At 67.5% G+C, this 19,622-nt stretch carries 19 protein-coding genes and 1 pseudogene; 11 read left to right on the top strand and 9 right to left on the bottom strand.

Annotation, left to right across the window (positions count from 1 at the left end; translation table 11 throughout):
* Positions 1–166: 166 nt before the first annotated feature.
* From WS78_RS24810 to WS78_RS24770, 8 genes are all read left to right on the top strand, one after another.
* The gene (locus WS78_RS24810; protein WP_038746880.1) at positions 167–682 is read left to right on the top strand and encodes a sugar dehydrogenase complex small subunit; all 516 of its coding nucleotides are present in this window, start codon (positions 167–169) and stop codon (positions 680–682) included.
* Complete coding sequence (locus tag WS78_RS24805; RefSeq protein ID WP_038746878.1) at positions 682–2,295, top strand: GMC family oxidoreductase; 1,614 nt, start codon at positions 682–684, stop codon at positions 2,293–2,295. Before WS78_RS24810 ends, WS78_RS24805 begins: the two co-directional genes overlap by 1 nt.
* Entirely contained in the window at positions 2,295–3,665 is a 1,371-nt protein-coding gene (locus WS78_RS24800) for a cytochrome c (RefSeq protein ID WP_059582413.1), read from the top strand. The genes WS78_RS24805 and WS78_RS24800 overlap by 1 nt, the downstream gene beginning before the upstream one ends.
* A 186-nt stretch (positions 3,666–3,851) precedes the next feature.
* Positions 3,852–4,265, top strand: a complete 414-nt coding sequence (locus WS78_RS24795; protein WP_038746872.1) for a DoxX family protein — start codon at positions 3,852–3,854, stop codon at positions 4,263–4,265.
* Between the two features lie 52 nt (positions 4,266–4,317).
* On the top strand, positions 4,318–5,433 hold the full coding sequence (locus WS78_RS24790) for a porin (protein ID WP_059582409.1): 1,116 nt from the start codon (positions 4,318–4,320) through the stop codon (positions 5,431–5,433).
* Positions 5,434–5,994: 561 nt separating this feature from the next.
* Positions 5,995–6,684 carry an ABC transporter permease gene (locus WS78_RS24780; protein WP_038746867.1) on the top strand — a complete coding sequence of 230 codons (690 nt, stop codon included), beginning with the start codon at positions 5,995–5,997 and terminating at the stop codon, positions 6,682–6,684.
* On the top strand, positions 6,681–7,394 hold the full coding sequence (locus tag WS78_RS24775) for an ABC transporter permease (RefSeq protein ID WP_038746864.1): 714 nt from the start codon (positions 6,681–6,683) through the stop codon (positions 7,392–7,394). The genes WS78_RS24780 and WS78_RS24775 overlap by 4 nt, the downstream gene beginning before the upstream one ends.
* Before the next feature lie 64 nt (positions 7,395–7,458).
* A complete protein-coding gene (locus WS78_RS24770) occupies positions 7,459–8,226 on the top strand; it encodes an ABC transporter ATP-binding protein (protein ID WP_059582404.1) in 768 nt (255 codons plus the stop codon).
* A gap of 60 nt (positions 8,227–8,286) precedes the next feature.
* On the opposite strand, the gene WS78_RS24765 is transcribed toward WS78_RS24770, so the two are convergent.
* Positions 8,287–9,588, bottom strand: a complete 1,302-nt coding sequence (locus tag WS78_RS24765) for a UDP-N-acetylglucosamine 1-carboxyvinyltransferase (RefSeq protein ID WP_038746860.1) — start codon at positions 9,586–9,588, stop codon at positions 8,287–8,289.
* A gap of 240 nt (positions 9,589–9,828) precedes the next feature.
* On the opposite strand from WS78_RS24765, the gene WS78_RS24760 reads away from it, so the two are divergent.
* Together WS78_RS24760 and WS78_RS24755 are read left to right on the top strand one after the other, a co-directional pair.
* Complete coding sequence (locus WS78_RS24760; RefSeq protein ID WP_059582398.1) at positions 9,829–10,332, top strand: GFA family protein; 504 nt, start codon at positions 9,829–9,831, stop codon at positions 10,330–10,332.
* Positions 10,333–10,512: 180 nt separating this feature from the next.
* Complete coding sequence (locus WS78_RS24755; RefSeq protein WP_059582394.1) at positions 10,513–11,262, top strand: DUF6683 family protein; 750 nt, start codon at positions 10,513–10,515, stop codon at positions 11,260–11,262.
* A 137-nt stretch (positions 11,263–11,399) separates the two neighbouring features.
* Here the strand turns inward: WS78_RS24755 and WS78_RS24750 are convergent, their stop codons facing one another.
* The 8 genes and pseudogenes from WS78_RS24750 to WS78_RS37790 all read right to left on the bottom strand — a co-directional run bounded on the left by WS78_RS24750 (position 11,400) and on the right by WS78_RS37790 (position 18,201).
* On the bottom strand, positions 11,400–11,669 hold the full coding sequence (locus WS78_RS24750) for a hypothetical protein (RefSeq protein ID WP_317135480.1): 270 nt from the start codon (positions 11,667–11,669) through the stop codon (positions 11,400–11,402).
* A 943-nt stretch (positions 11,670–12,612) separates the two neighbouring features.
* On the bottom strand, positions 12,613–13,221 hold the full coding sequence (locus WS78_RS24730; RefSeq protein WP_059582384.1) for a pyridoxamine 5'-phosphate oxidase family protein: 609 nt from the start codon (positions 13,219–13,221) through the stop codon (positions 12,613–12,615).
* A gap of 271 nt (positions 13,222–13,492) precedes the next feature.
* On the bottom strand, positions 13,493–13,723 hold the full coding sequence (locus WS78_RS24725) for a hypothetical protein (protein WP_394335895.1): 231 nt from the start codon (positions 13,721–13,723) through the stop codon (positions 13,493–13,495).
* 91 nt (positions 13,724–13,814) lie between these two features.
* Positions 13,815–14,129 (bottom strand): hypothetical protein, encoded by a 315-nt coding sequence (locus WS78_RS24720; protein ID WP_038746840.1) that lies wholly within the window; start codon positions 14,127–14,129, stop codon positions 13,815–13,817.
* Between the two features lie 80 nt (positions 14,130–14,209).
* Positions 14,210–16,126: a chloride channel protein gene (locus WS78_RS24715; RefSeq protein ID WP_059582380.1), complete on the bottom strand. Its 1,917-nt coding sequence runs from the start codon at positions 16,124–16,126 to the stop codon at positions 14,210–14,212.
* A 31-nt stretch (positions 16,127–16,157) separates the two neighbouring features.
* Positions 16,158–16,571, bottom strand: a complete 414-nt coding sequence (locus tag WS78_RS24710; RefSeq protein WP_038746834.1) for a MarR family winged helix-turn-helix transcriptional regulator — start codon at positions 16,569–16,571, stop codon at positions 16,158–16,160.
* A 127-nt stretch (positions 16,572–16,698) separates the two neighbouring features.
* Complete coding sequence (locus WS78_RS24705) at positions 16,699–17,877, bottom strand: HPP family protein (RefSeq protein ID WP_059582376.1); 1,179 nt, start codon at positions 17,875–17,877, stop codon at positions 16,699–16,701.
* A gap of 60 nt (positions 17,878–17,937) precedes the next feature.
* A pseudogene (locus WS78_RS37790) lies at positions 17,938–18,201 on the bottom strand (hypothetical protein).
* 21 nt (positions 18,202–18,222) lie between these two features.
* Here WS78_RS37790 and WS78_RS24695 point away from each other — a divergent pair.
* A complete protein-coding gene (locus tag WS78_RS24695) occupies positions 18,223–19,194 on the top strand; it encodes a LysR family transcriptional regulator (protein WP_038746831.1) in 972 nt (323 codons plus the stop codon).
* Positions 19,195–19,622 lie beyond the last annotated feature (428 nt).

Here is a 19,622-nt window from a genome sequence, read left to right as displayed (position 1 = left end):
ACTGAAAAAGCCGCCGGAACCCGCATTGCAAGGGAGTGCAAAACGATTCGATGAACTATAAAGGGATTGTTCAATTGGCGGCGAACGCGTACATTTCGGAGCCGCGCCGTAGTTTGAGAAATATCAACACTCGTTTTCCCGAACCCGACGCTTGAGAGAAGGAACGATGAATAACGACACCAATCCCCACGCGCGTCGCCCGAGCGACGCGGTCGAGCCCATGGGTGGGGGGCTCACCCGACGCCAATGGCTGCAGCGCTCGCTCGCGCTGAGCGCCTTGGGCCTTGCGGGATCGCTCACGCTGCGCGCGCTCGCCGATGCGCCGAGCGCCGCGCCGCTCGACGCGTTCATGACGCTGTCCGAGGCGCTGACCGGCAAGACCGGCCTGAACCGCGCAGTCGGCGAACGGCTGCTGCACGCGTTGCAGAAGGGCTCGTTCGAACTCGGCGACGGGCTGCCGAAGCTCGCCGGCGCGCTCGCCGCGAATACGCTCACGCCCGATCAGGAAGCCCTCGCGCTGCGCATTCTCGAAGCGTGGTATCTCGGCATCGTCGACAACGTCGTGATCACCTATGAAGAAGCGCTGATGTTCGGCGTCGTGTCGGACACGCTCGTGATCCGCTCGTACTGCCCCAACAAACCCGGCTTCTGGGCCGACAAACCGATCGAGAGGCAAGCCTGATGTCCGATACACAACAAGCCGACGTCGTCGTCGTGGGCTCGGGCGTCGCGGGTGCGATCGTCGCGCATCAGCTTGCGAAGGCGGGCAAGTCGGTGATCCTGCTCGAGGCCGGCCCGCGCATGCCGCGCTGGGAAATCGTCGAGCGCTTTCGCAACCAGCCGGACAAGATGGACTTCATGGCGCCGTATCCGTCGAGCCCGTGGGCGCCGCATCCGGAATACGGCCCGCCGAACGACTACCTGGTGTTGAAGGGCGAGCACAAGTTCAACTCGCAGTACATCCGCGCGGTGGGCGGCACGACGTGGCACTGGGCCGCGTCCGCGTGGCGCTTCATCCCGAACGACTTCAAGATGAAGACCGTCTACGGCGTCGGCCGCGACTGGCCGATCCGGTACGACGATCTCGAGCACTACTACCAGCGCGCCGAGGAAGAGCTGGGCGTCTGGGGCCCCGGCCCCGAGGAAGACCTGTTCTCGCCGCGCAAAGAGGCGTACCCGATGCCGCCGCTGCCGTTGTCCTACAACGAGCTCACGATCAAGACCGCGCTCAACAACCACGACCCGAAATTCCACGTGGTGACCGAGCCGGTCGCGCGCAACAGCCGCCCGTACGACGGCCGTCCGACCTGCTGCGGCAACAACAACTGCATGCCGATCTGTCCGATCGGCGCGATGTACAACGGCATCGTTCACGTCGAGAAGGCCGAGCAGGCGGGCGCGAAGCTCGTCGAGAACGCGGTCGTCCACAAGCTCGAGGTCGGCCCGCAGAAGAAGATCGTCGCCGCGCTCTACAAGGACCCGAAGGGCGTCGAGCACCGCGTCGAGGGCAAGTACTTCGTGCTCGCCGCGAACGGCATCGAGACGCCGAAGCTGATGCTGATGTCGACGAGCCACGATTTCCCGAACGGCGTGGGCAACAGCTCCGACATGGTCGGCCGCAACCTGATGGACCATCCGGGCACCGGCGTGTCTTTCTACGCGAGCGAGAAGCTGTGGCCGGGGCGCGGCCCGCAGGAGATGACGTCGCTGATCGGTTTCCGCGACGGCCCGTTCCGCGCGACCGAGGCGGCGAAGAAGATCCACCTGTCGAACCTGTCGCGCATCGATCAGGAAACGCAGAAGATCTTCAAGGCCGGCAAGCTGCTGAAGCCCGCCGAGCTCGACGCGCAGATCCGCGACCGCTCCGCGCGCTACGTGCAGTTCGACTGCTTCCACGAAATCCTGCCGCAACCGGAGAACCGCATCGTGCCGAGCAAGACGGCGACCGATGCGATCGGCATCCCGCGCCCGGAAATCACCTATGCGATCGACGACTACGTGAAGCGCGGCGCGGTGCACACGCGCGAGGTCTACGCGACCGCGGCGAAAGTGCTGGGCGGCACCGACGTCGTGTTCAACGACGAATTCGCGCCGAACAACCACATCACGGGCGCGACGATCATGGGCGCCGATCCGCGCGATTCGGTCGTCGACAAGGACTGCCGCACGTTCGACCATCCGAACTTGTTCGTGTCGAGCAGCGCGACGATGCCGACGGTCGGCACGGTGAACGTGACGCTGACGATCGCGGCGCTCGCGCTGCGGATCTCGGACCAGTTGAAGAAGGAAATCTGATGCTGAAACGAACGCTTTCCTTCATGCTGGCCGGCTGCCTCGCGTTGCCCGGCCTGTCGAGCGCGGCGGACGCCGGCGCTGCCGCCGCGCCTGCCGCTGCGGCTTCGTCCTCGCCGGCCGCTGCCGCCGCATCTGCGACGTCGGCGACATCCGCGCCTTCCGCCGACGCCGCGCTCGTCGAGCGCGGCCGCTATCTGGCCGTCGCGGGCGACTGCATGGCGTGCCACACCGCGAAGGGCGGCAAGCCGTTCGCGGGCGGCTTGCCGATGCGCGCGCCCGTCCTCGGCACGATCTACACGACCAACATCACGCCCGACAAGGAAACGGGCATCGGCGACTGGACGTTCGCGGATTTCGAGCGCGCGGTGCGTCACGGCGTCGCGAAGAGCGGCGACAACCTGTATCCGGCGATGCCTTACGTGTCGTACGCGAAGGTCAGCGACGACGACGTGAAGGCGCTCTACGCGTACTTCATGCACGGCGTCGAGCCGGTCAGGCAGCCTGCGCGCAAGAACGAGATCCCGTGGTATCTGAGCATGCGCTGGCCGCTCAAGATCTGGAACCTGCTGTTCCTGAAGGACGGCGCGTACCAGCCGAAGCCGGAGCGCGGCGTCGAATGGAACCGCGGCGCGTATCTCGTGCAGGGCCTCGCGCACTGCGGCACGTGCCACACGCCGCGCGGCGTCGCGCTGCAGGAGAAATCGCTCGACGAGACGGGCGGCAGCTTCCTCGCGGGCTCGGTGCTCTCGGGCTGGGACGGCTACAACATCACGTCGGACGCGAACGCGGGGATCGGCGGCTGGACGCAGCAGCAGCTCGTGCAGTACCTGCGCACGGGCAGCGTGCCGGGTCTCGCGCAGGCGGCGGGGCCGATGGCCGAGGCGGTCGAGCACAGCTTCTCGCAGATGACCGACGCGGACATCGGCGCGATCGCGACGTACGCCCGCACGGTGCCCGCCGTCGCCGACGGCAGCGCGAAGGCGCGCGCCGCATGGGGCAAGCCGGCCGAGGACGGAATCCGGCTGCGCGGGGTCGCGCTCGCGTCGACGGGCGTCGATCCCGCGCGTCTGTATCTCGGCAACTGCGCGAGCTGCCACCAGATGCAGGGCAAGGGCACGCCGGACGGCTACTATCCGCCGCTCTTCCACAATTCGACGGTCGGCGCGCCGAACCCGACGAATCTCGTGCAGGTGATCCTGAACGGCGTCGCGCGCAAGGCGGGCAAGGAAGACGTCGGCATGCCGGCGTTCCGCCACGAGTTGTCGGACGCGCAGATCGCCGCGCTCACGAACTATCTGACCGGGCAGTTCGGCAATCCGGCGGCGAAGGTGAGCGAACAGGACGTTGCGAAGCTGCGCGCCGCGCAGTAACGTACGGGTCGGGTTATCCGGCGATCGAGGAGGACGGCATCGCACCGGGCGGCCGTCCGGTGGCAGGTCGCAGTCGACAGGGAGGCGGCGCGCGGCGCGCGCCGTGGGCCGCCTCGGTTCGCAACCGGCTCGTGCGCGACGCGTCGTCGCAGCGCGCGCGACGCCCGCTTCCCGCTCCGCACGACGATGAGACAAACTTTCCTTGCGCGTCAAAAAGACGCTCTGCTGCTGCTTTCCCGCATTCTGATCGTCATCCTGTTCGTGATTTTCGGCTGGGAGAAACTGCTGAATTTCTCGGGCACGGCCCAGTTCATGGCTTCCGAGGGCACGCCGCTGCCCTCGATCGCGGCGGTCGTCGCGATCGTGATGGAGTTCTTCGTCGGCATCGCGATCCTGATCGGCTTCTACACGCGGCCGCTCGCGCTGCTGCTCGGCCTCTACACGATCGGCACCGCGTTCATCGGCCATCACTATTGGTCGATGGCCGCCGCCGAGCAGATGAACATGATGATCCATTTCTACAAGAACATCGCGATCACGGGCGGCTTGTTCGCTCTGTGCGCGGCTGGCCCCGGACGCTATTCGCTCGATCGCGGTTGAGCGGCGTGCCGGACGTGTGTTGAACCTGAGAGAAGACAACAGGCGGAGAACAATGGTTTTTCATTCGAAGAAAATGATGGCCGCGCTCGTCGCGGCCGGGCCCGCGCTCGCTTGCGCGCAGACGAGCGTCACGCTGTACGGCCGCGTCGACGGCGGCGTCGAATACCTGAATCACATCGCGAATCCCTCGGGCGGCAGCTCGTCGCGCTGGAGCGCCGAGAGCGGCGACTGGGGCACGAGCATGTTCGGCCTGAAGGGCGTCGAGGATCTGGGCGGCGGCACGTCGGCGATCTTCAACCTGGAGACCGCGTTCCAGGTGATGAACGGCACGACGGGCGGCGGCCGGATGTGGTCGCGGCGCGCGTACGTCGGCTTGACGAACGACACGTGGGGCAAGCTGCAGGCGGGCCGCAATCTCTTCATCGACAGCGACGGCGTGTGGGAATTCGATCCGTTCGTCCAGCAGGCGTTCTCGTCGGCGTCGCTCGTGCGCGGGCGCAACTGGCAGCAGACGAGCAACAACGTCGAGTATCACAGCCCGGTGTTCGGCGGCTTCGACGTGCAGGCGCAGTACGCGTTCGGCAACCAGTCGCGCGGCTTCAATTACGGCGCGCAGGGCGACTTCGGCCGCTCGGACGGCGTGATGATCTCGTATCACTCGCCGATGCTCGACGTGCGCGGCATGTACGACGAACTGCGCGACAGCAACGGCCGCATGAGCAATATCTTCTCGAGCTCGCGCGAGTATTTCATCGGCGCGAACGTGAAGGTGCAGAAGTTCAAGATCCAGGGCGCCTATACGCATTATGCGGCACCCGACACGCCGGCGGGCCTTGCGGATCGCGCCGATCACTTCTGGCTCGGCGCGACCTATCAGGCCACGGCGCAGTGGGCGGTGACGGGCGGCGGCTACTACGTGCGCGTTCGCGGCGGCGACGGCAGCGACGCGGCGCACGATCCGTCCGGCCACGCGATCCTGTACGCGCTCGGGACGACTTACAACCTGTCGAAGCGGACCTTCCTGTACGGCACGGTCGCTTACATGCGCAACGGCGGGAATTCGAACTTCTCGCTGCTCGCGACGCCGCGCGACGCGACGCCGAACACGAGCCCGCTCGCGGGTGAATCGCAGACGGGCGCGTACGTCGGGATGATGCATACCTTCTGACCCACGTCGCGCGTTGCGGGACACGAGGCTTCGGCTCATCGGTCGAAGCCCGTTGTTCCGCGCTTTCCGCCAATGATGGCGGCGCGCCCGCCGATTGTCGACGATTCGGCTTCCCGCATCCGTCGGTCGTCCGGAGCCGGCCGAAAGCGGCGGGCCGTTGTCTTGCGCTGCCGCCGAACATCGCCGACCCCTCTCGAGGGGCTTTGCCGCGAATCCCGGTGAACAGGCGATGAACCCATTACATCAGACATGAGACGGCCGCGCGCAGGTGCGTACGAACGAACCGACTCGTCCATCCCGTGACGAATTTCATTCGCGCTCCCGACGATCGCGCGCTGCGGCCCGCGCATCGCGCTTGAGCATGATGCGGCCGGCCGGACATTAGAGAAAAACACTGATTGCCGGCCGAATTCGGTCGAAGCAAAGTTGTACATACAACTTCGGCGGCATGAAATCGCCGCGCCGAAGCGATTCGTAATCCCCCTGAAACCCGACGGACAGCTTGCGCGCGCGCTTCACGGCGACGGCGCGCTGCGCCCGCGCACATCGAGGAAATCGCAGATGCTCTTTCAAGGCTTCGGCCCGCTGCTGTGGGCCGGCACGCTCGAGACGATCAAGCTCGCCGTGTTTTCGCTCGCCGCGTCGCTCGCGCTCGGGCTCGCCGGCGCGGCGGCCAAGCTGTCGCGCAATCGCATGCTGGCGGGCATCGGCACGTTCTATACGACGTTGATCCGCGCGGTGCCCGATCTCGTGCTGATGCTGCTGCTGTTCTACGGCATCCAGATCCTGCTGAACGACGCGACCGACATGCTCGGCGTCGACCAGATCGACATCGATCCGTTCGTCGCCGGCATCGTCACGCTCGGCTTCATCTACGGCGCGTACTTCACCGAGACGTTTCGCGGCGCGTTTCTCGCGGTGCCGCGCGGCCAGCTCGAAGCGGGCTTCGCATACGGAATGAGTTCGTGGCGCGTGTTCGCACGAATCATGTTCCCGCAGATGATGCGCTTCGCGTTGCCCGGCATCGGCAACAACTGGCAGGTGCTCGTGAAGGCCACTGCGCTCGTGTCGATCATCGGCCTGGCCGACGTCGTGAAAGCCGCGCAGGACGCGGGCAAGAGCACGCTGAACTTCTTTTTCTTCACGCTCGCGGCGGGCGCGATCTATCTCGCGATCACGACGCTGTCGAACCTCGTGTTGATGTACCTCGAAAAACGCTATTCGGCGGGTGTGCGGAGGCTGGCGCTGTGATTCAGATCATCGGTCAATATTGGCAGAACTACCTGTTCAGCGACGGCTACCGCATGAGCGGCCTCGCGATCACGCTGTGGCTGCTCGTCGTGTCGATCGGGCTCGGCTTCGGTCTCGCGGTGCCGCTCGCGATCGCGCGCGCGTCGAGCAACCGCGCGCTGTCGGGCGCGGTCTGGCTCTATACGTACGTGTTTCGCGGCACGCCGCTCTACGTGCAACTGCTGCTCTGCTACACGGGCATCTACAGCCTGAGCGTCGTGCACGATCATGCGTGGCTCGACAGCTTCTTCAGAAGCGCGATGAACTGCACGCTGCTCGCGTTCACGCTGAACGAATGCGCGTACGCGACCGAGATCTTCGCGGGCGCGATCAAATCGACGTCGCCTGGCGAGATCGAGGCGGGGCTTGCATACGGGATGTCGCCGTTCAAGCTGTATACGCGGGTGATCCTGCCCTCGGCGCTGCGCCGCGCGCTGCCGAGCTACAGCAACGAAGTGATCCTGATGCTGCATGCGACGACGCTCGCGTTCACGGCGACGGTGCCCGACATCCTCAAGGTCACGCGCGACGTCAATTCGGCCACCTACGCATCGTTTCAGGCGTACGGCATCGCGGCCGCGCTGTACGCGATCGTCGTGTTCGCGCTCATCTGGCTGTTCCGCCGGATGGAGGCGCGCTGGCTCGCGTTCCTGAAGCCCCAAGGGCATTGATGCGCGACGCGGCGCGCAGCGGCATCGAGCAACGAAATTCCACGACGATCAAGGACGACGGCGAATGTACAAGCTCACGGTAGACGACCTGCACAAGAAGTTCGGCGACAACGAGGTGCTGAAGGGAATCTCGCTGCAGGCGAAGGCGGGCGACGTGATCAGCATCATCGGCTCGAGCGGCTCGGGAAAGAGCACGTTCCTGCGCTGCATCAACTTTCTCGAGCAGCCGTGCGCGGGCACGATCACGCTCGGCGACGAATCGATTCGCGTGACGCGCGACAGGCGCGGCGCGCCGAAGATCGGCGATCCGAAGCAATTGCAGCGGATGCGCGTGAAGCTTTCGATGGTGTTCCAGCACTTCAATCTGTGGGCGCACATGACCGTGCTCGAGAACGTGATCGAGGCGCCCGTCAGCGTGCTCGGCCTGCCGCGCGCCGAGGCCGAGGCGCGGGCGCGCGAGTATTTGCGGAAGGTGGGGCTCGCGCCGAGCGTCGAGGCGAAATATCCGTCGCATCTGTCGGGCGGGCAGCAGCAGCGCGTCGCGATCGCGCGCGCGCTCGCGATGGAGCCCGAAGTGATGCTGTTCGACGAGCCGACGTCGGCGCTCGATCCGGAACTCGTCGGCGAAGTGCTGAAGGTGATGCAGGCGCTCGCGGAAGAAGGGCGCACGATGATCGTCGTCACGCACGAGATGGGCTTCGCGCGCAACGTGTCGAATCATGTGATCTTCCTGCACCAGGGGCGGATCGAGGAAGAGGGGCATCCGCAGGACGTGCTCGTCAATCCGAAGAGCGAGCGGCTGGCGCCGTTCCTGTCCGGCCGGCTCAAGTAGGCGGCCGGCAAGCCGTGCGGGCGCGTCGCGATTGCGCGAGCGCCCGCGCGGCGCATCGATTTACTCGCCGCTCGTCCACTCGACGTTCGCGCCGACCGAGCGAAGATTCTCGACGAAGTGCGGATGCGCGCGGCGGATCGGCTGCGCGTTCAGGATCTCCGAGCGCCCGTCGATGCTAGCCGCGACCATCAGCAGCGCGATCGCGACGCGGATGATGTACGGGCTCTCGACGCGCGCCGGGCTGAGCGGCAGCCCGCCGAACGTGATCAGCCGATGCGGATCGGACAGGAACACGTGCGCGCCGAACTTCGACAACTCGCCCGTCCAGCCCATCGCGCCGTCGTAGACCTTGTTCCAGAACATCACGCTGCCTTGCGCCTGCACGCCGAGCGCGATGAAGATCGGCAGCAGGTCGACGGGCAGGTAAGGCCACGGCGCGGCCTCGACCTTCGTCAGGATGTTGCGCGTGAACGGCTGCTTCACCTTCAGCGGACCGTCGCGCAGCGCGTGCGACCAGCCGTTTTCGTGCGTGACCTGCACGCCGAACTTCGCGAAGGTCCGGTCGATCAGCGGGAACTGCTCGGGCGAGCCGTTGCGCACGGCGATGTCGCCGCCCGTGATCGCGCCGAGCGCGAGGAACGTCGCGATCTCGTGGAAGTCTTCGTTGAAGCGGTACTCGCCGCCCGCGAGCGCGCGGCCGCCCTGAACGCTCAGATGCGACGTGCCGATGCCTTCGATCGGCACGCCGAGCATCGCGAGGAACCGGCAGAACTCCTGCACGTGCGGCTCCGACGCTGCGTTGACGAGCGTCGACGTGCCGTTCGCCGACGCCGCGCACAGCACGAAGTTCTCGGTCGTCGTGACGGACGCGTAGTCGAACCAGTGATGATTCGGCGTGAGCGGGCCGTCGGCGCGCACGATCAGCGAATCGGACGTGCGCTCGATCCGTGCGCCGAAGCGCTCGAACACCTCGACGTGCGGGTCGATCTCGCGCACGCCGAGCGTGCAGCCCTTCACGTCGTTCTCGAGCCGCGCGACGCCGAAGCGCGCGAGCAGCGGCGGCACCAGCATGATCGACGAGCGCATTTCCTCCGGCAGCCGGTGGACGGCCGGATCGAACGCCGTTGCGCGGTGATGCAGGTCGAGCACGCCCGTGGCGTAGTCGATCGACACGTCGCTGCCGAGCGTGCGGAAGATGTCGAGGATTTTGCGGACGTCGGTGATGTCCGGCACGCCGACGAGCCGCAGCGGCCGATCGGTGAGGAGCGTCGCGCACAGGATGGGCAAGACGGCGTTCTTGTTGGCGGACGGCGTGATTTCTCCGCGAAGCGGGGCGCCGCCGTGAACGATCAGGTTCGACATGTTCGGATGCAGGTGGGTGTAATGACGCGCAAGGTCGTTATCATGCCACCGTTCGCGGGGATTTCGCAGATTCGTTGCGCGGCGCAGCGCGGCGCGGCGGCGCGACGGGCGCGCGACGTCGGACGCGGGCGGGTTCGGCCGGGCGAAGCAAGAGAAGGCGCTTCACACGAATCGCGCGAAGGGCGATCATCGGATGGCGCGACGCACAGGCGATCGTGCCCCTTTCAAGCGAGGCGACGCATGCCAACCGACGAACCCCCGATTTACGAAGGCGGCTGCACGTGCGGCGCGGTGCGCTACCGGATGACGTCCCGGCCGCTCATCGTGCATTGCTGCCATTGCCGCTGGTGTCAGCGGGAAACCGGCACCGCGTTCGCGCTGAACGCGCTGATCGAATCGGACCGCTTGCTGCTGCTGCGCGGCGAAGTCGACATCGTCGATACGCCGTCGAACAGCGGCAAGGGCCAGAAGATCGCGCGCTGTCCGCATTGCCGCATCGCGGTGTGGAGTCATTACGCGGGCGGCGGCGGCGCGGTGAGCTTCGTTCGCGTCGGCACGCTCGACGATCCCGACCGCCTGCCGCCCGACATTCATATCTTCACGTCGTCGAAAGAGCCGTGGGTGGTCTTGCCGCCCGACGCGCGCGCCGTGCCCGAATACTATGCGTCCGACGAAGTGTGGTCGGCCGAGAGCCTCGAGCGGCGCGCCGTGCTGCGCGCGAGGCGGGATCGCGGCGCGCAGTAGCGGCGGCCACGGCGCTCGCCGCCCGCGTGTTCGGCGCGGCATGCTCGGCGCGCGGCGCGCAATGCTCGCGACATGCGTGGATTGGCGCGCCGATGCGTCGACGTGCCGCTGCGCGATCGACATGCGCGAACACGAGGCGTTGCGTCTACGCAGATTCCCGAAACAGGAGAAGGGTTGCTCATGCAGAAAATCATTCGCTTCGCCGCCGCGCTGAAACTGCTGTCCTCGCTCGTCGCGGCGCCCGCATTCGCACAATACGATCCGGGCGCGACGGCGGATCTCGGGCGGGGCATGATCGTGAACGACGACCTCGGCGGCAATCTCGGGGGCGGCTCGCAGGTGCCCGGGCGCGATGCGCGCGGCGGCGCCGATCGCGCGCGTTCCGCTTCGCCGCATGCGGCGCCCGCGGCGTTGACGTTCGCCGAGACGGCCGCCGTCCACCGGCAGGTGCAGGCCGATATCGTGAACTTCCTCGCGCACGGCGACGCGTCCAGGCGCGACGAGGCGAAGCGCGTGGTCGAGCAGGGCGAATTGCTCGAGGCGTTCGAGCGCGTGGCGTCGCGCCGCGCGTTCGATCGCCGCAATCTGGGCGACGTGTTCGCCGCGTATGTCGTGATGTCGTGGGAGGTCGTCAACGGAGAGGACGCGCGCGGACGGCAAGCGGGCGTCGATGCGCTGCGCGCGAAGTCGAGCGCGACGCTGGTTCGTGACGACCGCATTCGCGCGATGTCGGACGCCGACAAGCAGCGGCTCGCCGAGACGCTTGCCTATTTGGCGATGATCGCCGTCACGGCGCAGAACGACTTGCGCCGCAGCGGCAACGCGCCCGCGCTCGAACAGTTGCGTGACGGCGTGCGGCAGTCGACGCGCAAGATGATCGGCATCGACGTGAAAGGGCTGCGGCTGACGGAAAACGGGCTGACTCGATGAAGGCGTCGCGCATGCGGATCGGTCGGCGCGCGAGGGGGCGGGGCGGTGCGAGGGAGCGGTAAACGCGCAACACGCCGGCGCGACTTCCGCCGCGCCGGCGTGTTCGGCGCATGCCGGCGTCGCCGGCAGGTCAGGCGTTACAGGCAGCTATTGATGTCGCTCGCGGCAGCGCCGCCCGCGGCGCCGCTGCCCGCGCGAAAGCCGACCCAGGTCTTCGCGTTGCCCGAGGGCGCGGGGCGCACGACCGCGGCTGCGCCGTTCGGCGGCTGCTGGCCCGGCACGTAGACGTCAGCGGCGAGACCGTTCGCGAGCACTTCCTGCGTGACGACCTGCTGCTGCGCCTTGTCGGCCCAGGTCTTCGCGATGCAGGTTGCGACGTCCTGCGCAGGCTTCTGGCTCTGTCCCACGTTTTGGACATCGGTGCTCGCGGCGCTGGCCGAAGTTGCCACCGAAGCTGCCATGATCAATGCGATGAACGGTGAGTATTTCACGTTATCTCCCTCTGGTCGTGATTCGTGAATCGGGTTTCAACGGGTACTACGATCCAGTCTGAGTGCGCATCGTCGGCGATGTTCCGACGATTCGGAAACAAGATGTTAAGGAGCTTGCCAATCGCAATCGGGTGCGTTGCGCACGTCGCGAGAGTGCCGCAGCGAGATTGCTGCGGCGCACACACACGCGCGACGACCCGGCGTCGCCGAGGCCGCGCGCGTGCTTGCGGACGAATGGGATGAATGGATTGGTGCTGCGAAGGAGTGAAGCGGGGAATTCTGTGCGACCCGTCGCGCCGGATGCGGCGCGCTTTTGAAACCGTCAGCCTGCGCCGCGCGGCTCTGCGGCCGCTTGGCGCAGGGTGCATGCTAACGGTGGCCCCGTCGCGTTCGTATTCGTTGAGTTCATGATGGCAAAGGATGCGCTCGATGACTGTTAAGCACGTTCAAATCGACGGCAAAAGATTGTCATAGATTGTTTGGCGCGCGCCGCTCGTTTGACGGGGCAAGCGGCCCTCATTGAACAGACGATGCTTTCAACTCACGGGACCGACGCTTTGGACAGCGAAAGTCGATCTCCGAGCAGTCTTCCCGTCTGACAGGCGGAACGTCCGCCGGCGCTCCCGTTTCATCTTGCCGCCGTTTCGCCTTCGGGCGAACGGTGCGCATCGCGATCATGTCGCTTGCGCATCTCGTGTCGGTGCGTGTCGATGCAGGTGTGTTCGCGGGCATCCGCCGTCTCGTGCAGCGCCGCGCCGCGTCACGTGCGATGCGGTACGGCGCGCTTCGTCCGCACCGCGCGTGTCGGTCGATCGAATCGACGTGGCCGAATCAACAGAGCCGCATCGACTAAGCGGTATCAATAAAGCCGCGTGCGATTACGCTCCTCGAGTTCTCGCTCATATTGCTCGGCGTCGAATCCGGCGGGAGCGAGCTTCTTCAGGATCGCGCCCGGCGACGGCAGTTCCGCGCGCGGCACGTGTCGCGACGCATCCCACAGCTGCGAGCGCAGGAATGCCTTCGAGCAATGGAAATAGACGGCCTCGATGTCGACGACGATCGCCGCCTTCGCCGGCTTGCCGTCGACTGCGAACGACGCGAGCAGCTCGGGGGCGATCGACACCTTCGCGCGGCCGTTCACGCGCAGCGTCTCGCCTATGCCCGGCACGACGAACAGCACGCCGATGCGTCCGTTCGCGACGATGTTGCGCAGCGTGTCGACGCGGTTGTTGCCGGGGCGATCGGGGATCGCGAGCGTGTGCGGGTCGAGCACGCGGACGAAGCCGGGGCGATCGCCGCGCGGCGAGCAGTCGAGGCCGTCCGGGCCCGACGACGCAAGCACGATGAACGGCGATTTCGCGACGAACGCGCGGTAGTCGTCGCTCAAATGCGGGATTTCCTTCCAAAGAGAGCGGTCGCTCGGCTTGCCGTAGTGCGCTTCGAGTTGTTCGAGGGTCGTGAGAAGCATCGTTGATCCTGTGTGATCCGGCCGATGGGTTCGTCATTATGCGGGCCGCGCGGGATTCCTGTCTTCGGTGTCGAGGTGCTCGGCCGGCATTCGGTGCGATCGGGCGCGCATCGGCGGGCGCGGGCTCGACGGCGAGCCCGTCGATCGGCCGGCGCGGCTTGCCCGAACGCCGCCGCGCGCCTGGCGCGATCGCCGCGCGGCGACTGCGCCGATCGCGCCGATCGCGCCGATCGCGCCGATTGCGCACCGCCGCGTTCTCGCGCATATCGGGTCAGTTCGAATCGAACGTGTATGCGCCGTCCTTGCCGCGCGATTCGTTCGCGTGCCGGACGCAGCGCGCGACCACGTTAATCGCGCGGCCGAGCGGCATGCCGACGAGGATGCCCCAGACCGCGAACGACGCGATGACGAAGGCGTTCGTCACGGCCCACGGCTTCGCGGCCGCGTAATGCATGTAGGTTTCGGCGGCGAAGGTGAGCATCAGCGTCGCGGCGCTCTTCACTCGAGGCGCCGATGCGCGGCGTCGCCCGGCGGCGAGGCGAAAGCGAATCGATAAACGGAATGCGCCAGATTCGCCGTCCGCGCGCGGCCGATCAGAGCCGCTTGCGTCGCAGGCGCGGAGGATGCGCCGGCATGACCGCCCCGGCCTCGGCGCGCAGCTCGTCGGCCTCGTTCGCGGTTCGAACCTTGCGCTGCGCGCAACGCAGGCATGCGTCCGCCCGGGCTTGCAGCGCCTGAATGACCGGCGGCGTCAAATCGACTCCGCCGAGCCGATTTTTCCAATCGTCGACTTCGCGCGCCCGGGCGCGAAGCCAGATCGACCGTTCATCCGGGGTTTTGCTCGACACCCCGGTTTTGACGATGCGCTTGCGTAGTGTCTCGATCTGATTCTCAAGTTCGTGTTTCATCGCGCGCCAGCCGGATTCGCAGCGGGGAATTATCCGCCGATGCGATCGCCGGCGCCATGTGCCATGCGCGAGCGCGCCGCTCAGCCCGTCTTGCGCGCCGGCGCGAAGCGCCGCCTCACGAACGCGGCCGGATGCGCGCGGCGGAAGCGTTCGCGCTTGTGCTCGTCGTCGAAGTGGCGCAGCGCCGGCTTCACGAGATCGCTGCGCGACACGATGCCGACGAGCCGCATCGTGTCGGGATCGGTGACCACGGGCAGGCGCTCGAGCCGATGCACGGCGAGCCGCGTCGCGACGAGGCGGCACGTTTCGTCGGCGAGCGAGAAAGGCGGGGCGCGGCGCGGCAGCAGGTCGGCCACCGGCAGGTCGGGTACTCGTGCGTCGGCCACCCGCATGTCGGTCACCCGCATGTCGGCTACCCGCATGTCGGCCATCGGCTCTCGCTTCGCTCGCCCGTCACTCGCCCGCATTTCGCCGCCGTTTGCATCGCCCGCGTGCGCGTCGCCGCCGCGATCGAGCGTCGCGCGATCGAGCAGGCCGATCAGCACGCCGTCGCGCACGACCGGATAGGCGCGGTGCGCCTGCGTCGCGCCGAAATACCGCGCGCGCACGACGCCGACACTCAGGTCCGCGTCGATCGTGACGACGTCGCGCGTCATCACTTCGTCGACGTAATGACGCTCGAGTGGATCGACGCCGTATTCGCGATAAATGTGATAGCCGCGCCGCGCGATCTTCTCGGTCATGATCGAGCGCTTCATCACGACGGTCGCGAAGCCGTGCGCGACGAGCGTCGCCGCGAGGAGCGGCAGCAGCGCGTTCGCATCGTGCGTGAGGCCGAGCGCGAAGACGATCGCGGTGAGCGGCGCGCCGAGCGTGGCGCCGAGCGTCGCGGCCATGCACACGAGCGGCCATAGCGCCGGCTCGCCGCCCGGCAGCACGGGCCCGAGCAGCGTGCCGAGCCCCGCGCCCAGCATCAGCAGCGGCGCGAGCACGCCGCCCGAGGTCCCCGAGCCGAGCGCGATCACCCAGATCACGGCCTTGACGACGAGGATCGCGAGCGCGAACTGCAGCGCGATATTGCCGTGAAGCAGATCGCCGATCACGTCGTAGCCGACGCCGAGCGCACGCGGCTCGATCAGCCCGCCGATCCCGACCGCGAGGCCGCCGATCGCGGGCCACCACATCCAGTGGACGGGCAGCTTGCCGAACCAGTCCTCGGTTTTGTAGAGCGCGACGGACAGAGCGCATGCGAGCGCGCCCGACAGCAGCCCGGCCGCCGCGCACGAGCCGAGCGCTGCGGCCGACGGCGGCGCGGTCACGAGCGGAAACAGCGGCCCGACGCCGAAGAACGCGGCCCGCGCGAAGCCCGCGACCGCGCAGGCGAGCGCGACGGGCAGGAAGCTGCGCGGCCGCCATTCGAACAGCAGCAGCTCGACGGCGAGCAGCACGGCGGCCACGGGCGTGCCGAACACGGCGGTCATCCCGGCCGTCGCGCCCGCGACGAGCAGCGTCTTGCGCTCGGCCGCCGTCACCTTCACGAACTGCGCGATCAGCGAGCCGATCGCGCCGCCCGTCATGATGATCGGGCCTTCGGCGCCGAACGGCCCGCCGCTGCCGATCACGATGCCGGACGCGAGCGGCTTGAGCACCGCGACCTTCGGCGACATTCGGCTCTTGCCGAACAGGATCGCCTCGATCGCTTCGGGAATGCCGTGGCCGCGGATCTTCTCCGAGCCGAATCGCGCGATCAGCCCGACGACGACGCCGCCCGCGACCGGCACCGCGGCCGCCCACGGCCCGAGCGTGTTCAGCGCGGGCGAGCGGTCGGCGAACGAGAGCCGCTGGAAGAAGAACAGGTTCGTGAACAGATGGATGAGGCTCAGCAGCGCGAACGCGGCGAACGTGCTGAGCACGCCGATCGCGAGCGCGAGGAGCGCGATGCGCGGCAGTCTTGCGTTCGTCGCGAAATCGCGTTTATGTGGATCGGCGATGCTCATGATGTCGGCGGAGATTGCGTTGATTGTCGGATCAGTAATCGATTTGCGGCACCTGGAACGCGCCGCGCAGCGATTTCAGCTCGGCTCGGTGCAGCTCCGCGAGCCGGGCCAGCACGCGCTCGCCCGCCGGCTCCAGATGCACTTCCACTTGCCGCCGGTCGGTTTCGCTCGTCTTGCGCCGCACGAGGCCGAGCGCCTCGCAGCGCGTGACGAGCGCGACGACGCCGTGATGCTGCGCCTGCAGCCGCTCGGCGAGCTCGCCGACCGTCGCCCAGTCGCGCTCCGGATAGCCCTTGATGTGCAGCAGCAGCAGGTATTGCAGCGGCGTGATGCCCTCGCTTTGCGCGGCCCGCTCGGAGAAGCGCTCGAAGCGCCGCATCTGGTAGCGGAATTCGGAAAGCTGGGCAAAATCCGCCTTGCGCAGCTCGCGTGCCGGTTTCGTCATCGACGCTCCAACGTGATCGGAAAGTGCGAAAATACATCATGTTGTGATGTATTTGGGCGGTGTCCGGCGCGTTCGTGCTCATGGTGTCGAGTCCCGTCTCGGTTTTCTTCGCTTCGGCTCTCTGCGCTTACGCGGCGAGCCGCTCCTGAGATTGCCGGTAGAGCCCGGCGATCAGGTCCGCCTGCGTGACGATGCCGGCGAGCTTCTGCTCGGCGTCGACGACCGGAATGTGGTGGTGGCCGTGATCGGCGAAGAGCGGCACGAGCTCGGCGATCGGCGTGGTCGTGCGCGCCGTGCGCACGCGCGCGCTCATCACCGCGCGCGCGACGAACGCCGGGCCGACGAGCGAGCGCGGCAGCCGCGCGGACAGGTGGCGCAACAGGCCCGGCGTCGCGTGCGGCGCGGCCTTCGACAAGTCCGCGCGCGTGACGATGCCGACGACGCGCGCATCCGCGTCGACCACGGGCAGCGCCTTGATCCGGTGCCGCTCGAGCAGCGTCAGCGCGGCGGGCAGCGGCGTGTCGGGCGCGATGCTGATCGGGTGGCGCGACATGATGTCGGCGCACGACAGTTCGTCGAACGTGCGCGCATACGCGCGCAGCTCGGTTTCGCGCAACAGCGATTCGAGGTCTTCCGGCGCGACGTCGAGCCATTCGCCGCGGCTTTTCAGCGCCGCTTCGAGATCGGCGCGCACGAAGCGCGCGTGCAGCGGGGGCGCGGCGGCGTGCGCGTTCGTCTCGGGCTGCTTGCGCGCGCCGCCGTGCGGATAGCGGTGGCCGGTGAGCGCGTGATAGACGAGCGCCGCGCCGAGCAGCGCCGTCGATTGCAGCGCGATCGGCTCGACGACGAAGCGAAAGCCGAGCGCATGCACGGCCGGGCCGCCGACGACCGCCGTCAGCGCGACCGCGCCCGACGGCGGATGCACGCAGCGCAGCGCGAACATCGCGCCGATCGCGCACGCGATCGCGAGCGACGCGGCGAGCACGGGATCGGCGATCCACCGCGCGCACGCGACGCCGACCATTGCCGCGACGAGGTTGCCGCCGATCAGCGACCACGGCTGCGCGAGCGGGCTCGCCGGCACCGCGAACAGCAGCACGGCGGAGGCGCCCATCGGCGCGACGAGGAGCGGCATGTCGCCCGGGATGCCCGGCAGCGCGCGCATCGTCACGCCGACGCAGCCGATCCCGGCGAGCGCGCCCGCGCACGAACGCAGGCGCTCGCGCCAGCCGAGCGTCACGGGAATCGGGACGAAGCGCAGGAGCCACTGAAAGAGACGATGACGAAACGCGTGGGACGAAGACAAGGTCGGAGTGCCGTAACGTAAATGGAGGGTGCGCCGATCGGTCGCGCGACGAACGCGAAATTATATGTCATTGTGATATAAATTGCCGACCCCGACGATGGCGGGGCCGGCCGTCGGTGTTTCAGGATGCGGAAAATGGGCGCGAGCGAGCGCGCCGGCGCGCATCGGCGTACAATTCGCCCGAACTGATCTCGACGAATCACGACATTTGCCGCCCGCGATGCCCGCACCTAGCCTGTCTCATGGCCCGCGCATCCGGTCGATCAGCCGTCCCCGGCCGCGCTCGGCGGCGCCAGCCGCGTCTCGCCGGCCATCGTTTCCCATTCATTCCCGAAGCCAATCCCCATGGACATGCTCGATAACATGCGCCTGTTCGTGCGCGTCGTCGAAGCCGGAAGTTTCACCGCGGTCGCGAAGGAAATCGACGCGACCACCGCCCAGGTGTCGCGCGCCGTCTCGAACCTCGAAGCGCACGTGCAGACGCGCCTGCTGCACCGGACGACCCGCCATCTCGGGTTGACGGAAAGCGGTCAGCGCTACTTCGAACGAGCGAAATCGATTCTCGCCGAGATCGACTACGCGAACGCCGAGGCGCGCAACGCGCTGCTGCGGCCGAGCGGCAAGCTGCGGATTCACGCGATGACCGGGCTCGGGCAGAGCCACGTGGTGTCGTCCATCGTGCGTTATCAGGAAGACAACCCGGACGTGTCGGTCGAGCTCACGCTCGCACAGCGGATGCCGAACCTCGTCGAGGAGGGCTACGACGTGTCGATCGTGTCGGCGTCGCACTTGCCCGATTCGGGCTACGTCGCGCAGACCTGCGGGACGAGCTGCAGCGTGCTCGTCGCGTCGCGGGAGTATCTCGCGCGGCACGGCACGCCGACGACGCCCGAGGATCTCGCGAAGCACGTGTGCCTGCGGCTCGATACGCCGGCGTCGCCGGGCGGCGAATGGCGGCTCGAGCGCGACGACGGCGACGAGACCGTGTACGCGTTGCCGCCCGCGCCGTTCCAGGCGAACGTGCCGGATGCGCTGTCGGTGGCCGTGCGCGCGGGGCGCGGGATCGGCTCGATCGCGCTGTACACGGCGCTCGACGACATCCGCGCAGGGCGGCTCGTGCGCGTGCTGCCGAACTATCGGCTCGACACGCTGAGCGTGTACGCGGTCTATGCGACGCGCCGCTATCTCGATGCGAAGATCCGCACGTTCCTCGATCACCTGCGCACGACGCTCGCGCCCGCGCTCGAGAACGATTTGAAGGAACTCAATCGGCTGAACGGCGCGGCGGCGGGGAAGAAGCTGCGCGAAGTCGCGTAGCCGTTGCCGCGGCGGTGAGCGTATCGCGCATCATGCGCCGCGCGCCGGATGACGCGCGGCGCGGTCAATCCGATCGAGACGACTAGGCGATCGAGCCGGGCGGCGACGTGCAGGGACGTGCGGCTCGTTTGCCGTCGCGCACGGAAGGCCGGCACGGTGCTTCGAGCCGCTCGTGGCAGCGAGCGGCTCGAAGCACGCTCGAAGCACGCTCGAAGCACGCTCGAAGCACGCTCGAAGCACGCTCGAAGCACGCTCGAAGCACGCTCGAAGCACGCTCGAAGCACGCTCGAAGCACGCTCGAAGCACGCTCGAAGCACGCTCGAAGCACGCTCGAAGCACGCTCGAAGCACGCTCGAAGCACGCTCGAAGCACGCTCGAAGCACGCTCGAAGCACGCTCGAAGCACGCTCGAAGCACGCAGGCGCGATG

It is taken from the genome of Burkholderia savannae, from assembly GCF_001524445.2.
GTDB classification, from domain to species: Bacteria; Pseudomonadota; Gammaproteobacteria; order Burkholderiales; family Burkholderiaceae; genus Burkholderia; species Burkholderia savannae.
Note: the sequence above shows the minus strand (reverse complement) of the source record. Positions and strands in the feature narration are given on the sequence as shown.

Excerpts from the sequence above, each read along its gene's own strand:
- WS78_RS24810 (WP_038746880.1), top strand. The coding sequence starts at position 167 with ATGAATAACGACACCAATCCCCACGCGCGTCGCCCGAGCGACGCGGTC.
- WS78_RS24805 (WP_038746878.1), top strand. The coding sequence starts at position 682 with ATGTCCGATACACAACAAGCCGACGTCGTCGTCGTGGGCTCGGGCGTC.
- WS78_RS24800 (WP_059582413.1), top strand. The coding sequence starts at position 2,295 with ATGCTGAAACGAACGCTTTCCTTCATGCTGGCCGGCTGCCTCGCGTTG.
- WS78_RS24795 (WP_038746872.1), top strand. The coding sequence starts at position 3,852 with ATGAGACAAACTTTCCTTGCGCGTCAAAAAGACGCTCTGCTGCTGCTT.
- WS78_RS24790 (WP_059582409.1), top strand. The coding sequence starts at position 4,318 with ATGGTTTTTCATTCGAAGAAAATGATGGCCGCGCTCGTCGCGGCCGGG.
- WS78_RS24780 (WP_038746867.1), top strand. The coding sequence starts at position 5,995 with ATGCTCTTTCAAGGCTTCGGCCCGCTGCTGTGGGCCGGCACGCTCGAG.
- WS78_RS24770 (WP_059582404.1), top strand. The coding sequence starts at position 7,459 with ATGTACAAGCTCACGGTAGACGACCTGCACAAGAAGTTCGGCGACAAC.
- WS78_RS24765 (WP_038746860.1), bottom strand. The coding sequence starts at position 9,588 with ATGTCGAACCTGATCGTTCACGGCGGCGCCCCGCTTCGCGGAGAAATC.
- WS78_RS24760 (WP_059582398.1), top strand. The coding sequence starts at position 9,829 with ATGCCAACCGACGAACCCCCGATTTACGAAGGCGGCTGCACGTGCGGC.
- WS78_RS24755 (WP_059582394.1), top strand. The coding sequence starts at position 10,513 with ATGCAGAAAATCATTCGCTTCGCCGCCGCGCTGAAACTGCTGTCCTCG.
- WS78_RS24730 (WP_059582384.1), bottom strand. The coding sequence starts at position 13,221 with ATGCTTCTCACGACCCTCGAACAACTCGAAGCGCACTACGGCAAGCCG.
- WS78_RS24720 (WP_038746840.1), bottom strand. The coding sequence starts at position 14,129 with ATGAAACACGAACTTGAGAATCAGATCGAGACACTACGCAAGCGCATC.
- WS78_RS24715 (WP_059582380.1), bottom strand. The coding sequence starts at position 16,126 with ATGAGCATCGCCGATCCACATAAACGCGATTTCGCGACGAACGCAAGA.
- WS78_RS24710 (WP_038746834.1), bottom strand. The coding sequence starts at position 16,571 with ATGACGAAACCGGCACGCGAGCTGCGCAAGGCGGATTTTGCCCAGCTT.
- WS78_RS24695 (WP_038746831.1), top strand. The coding sequence starts at position 18,223 with ATGGACATGCTCGATAACATGCGCCTGTTCGTGCGCGTCGTCGAAGCC.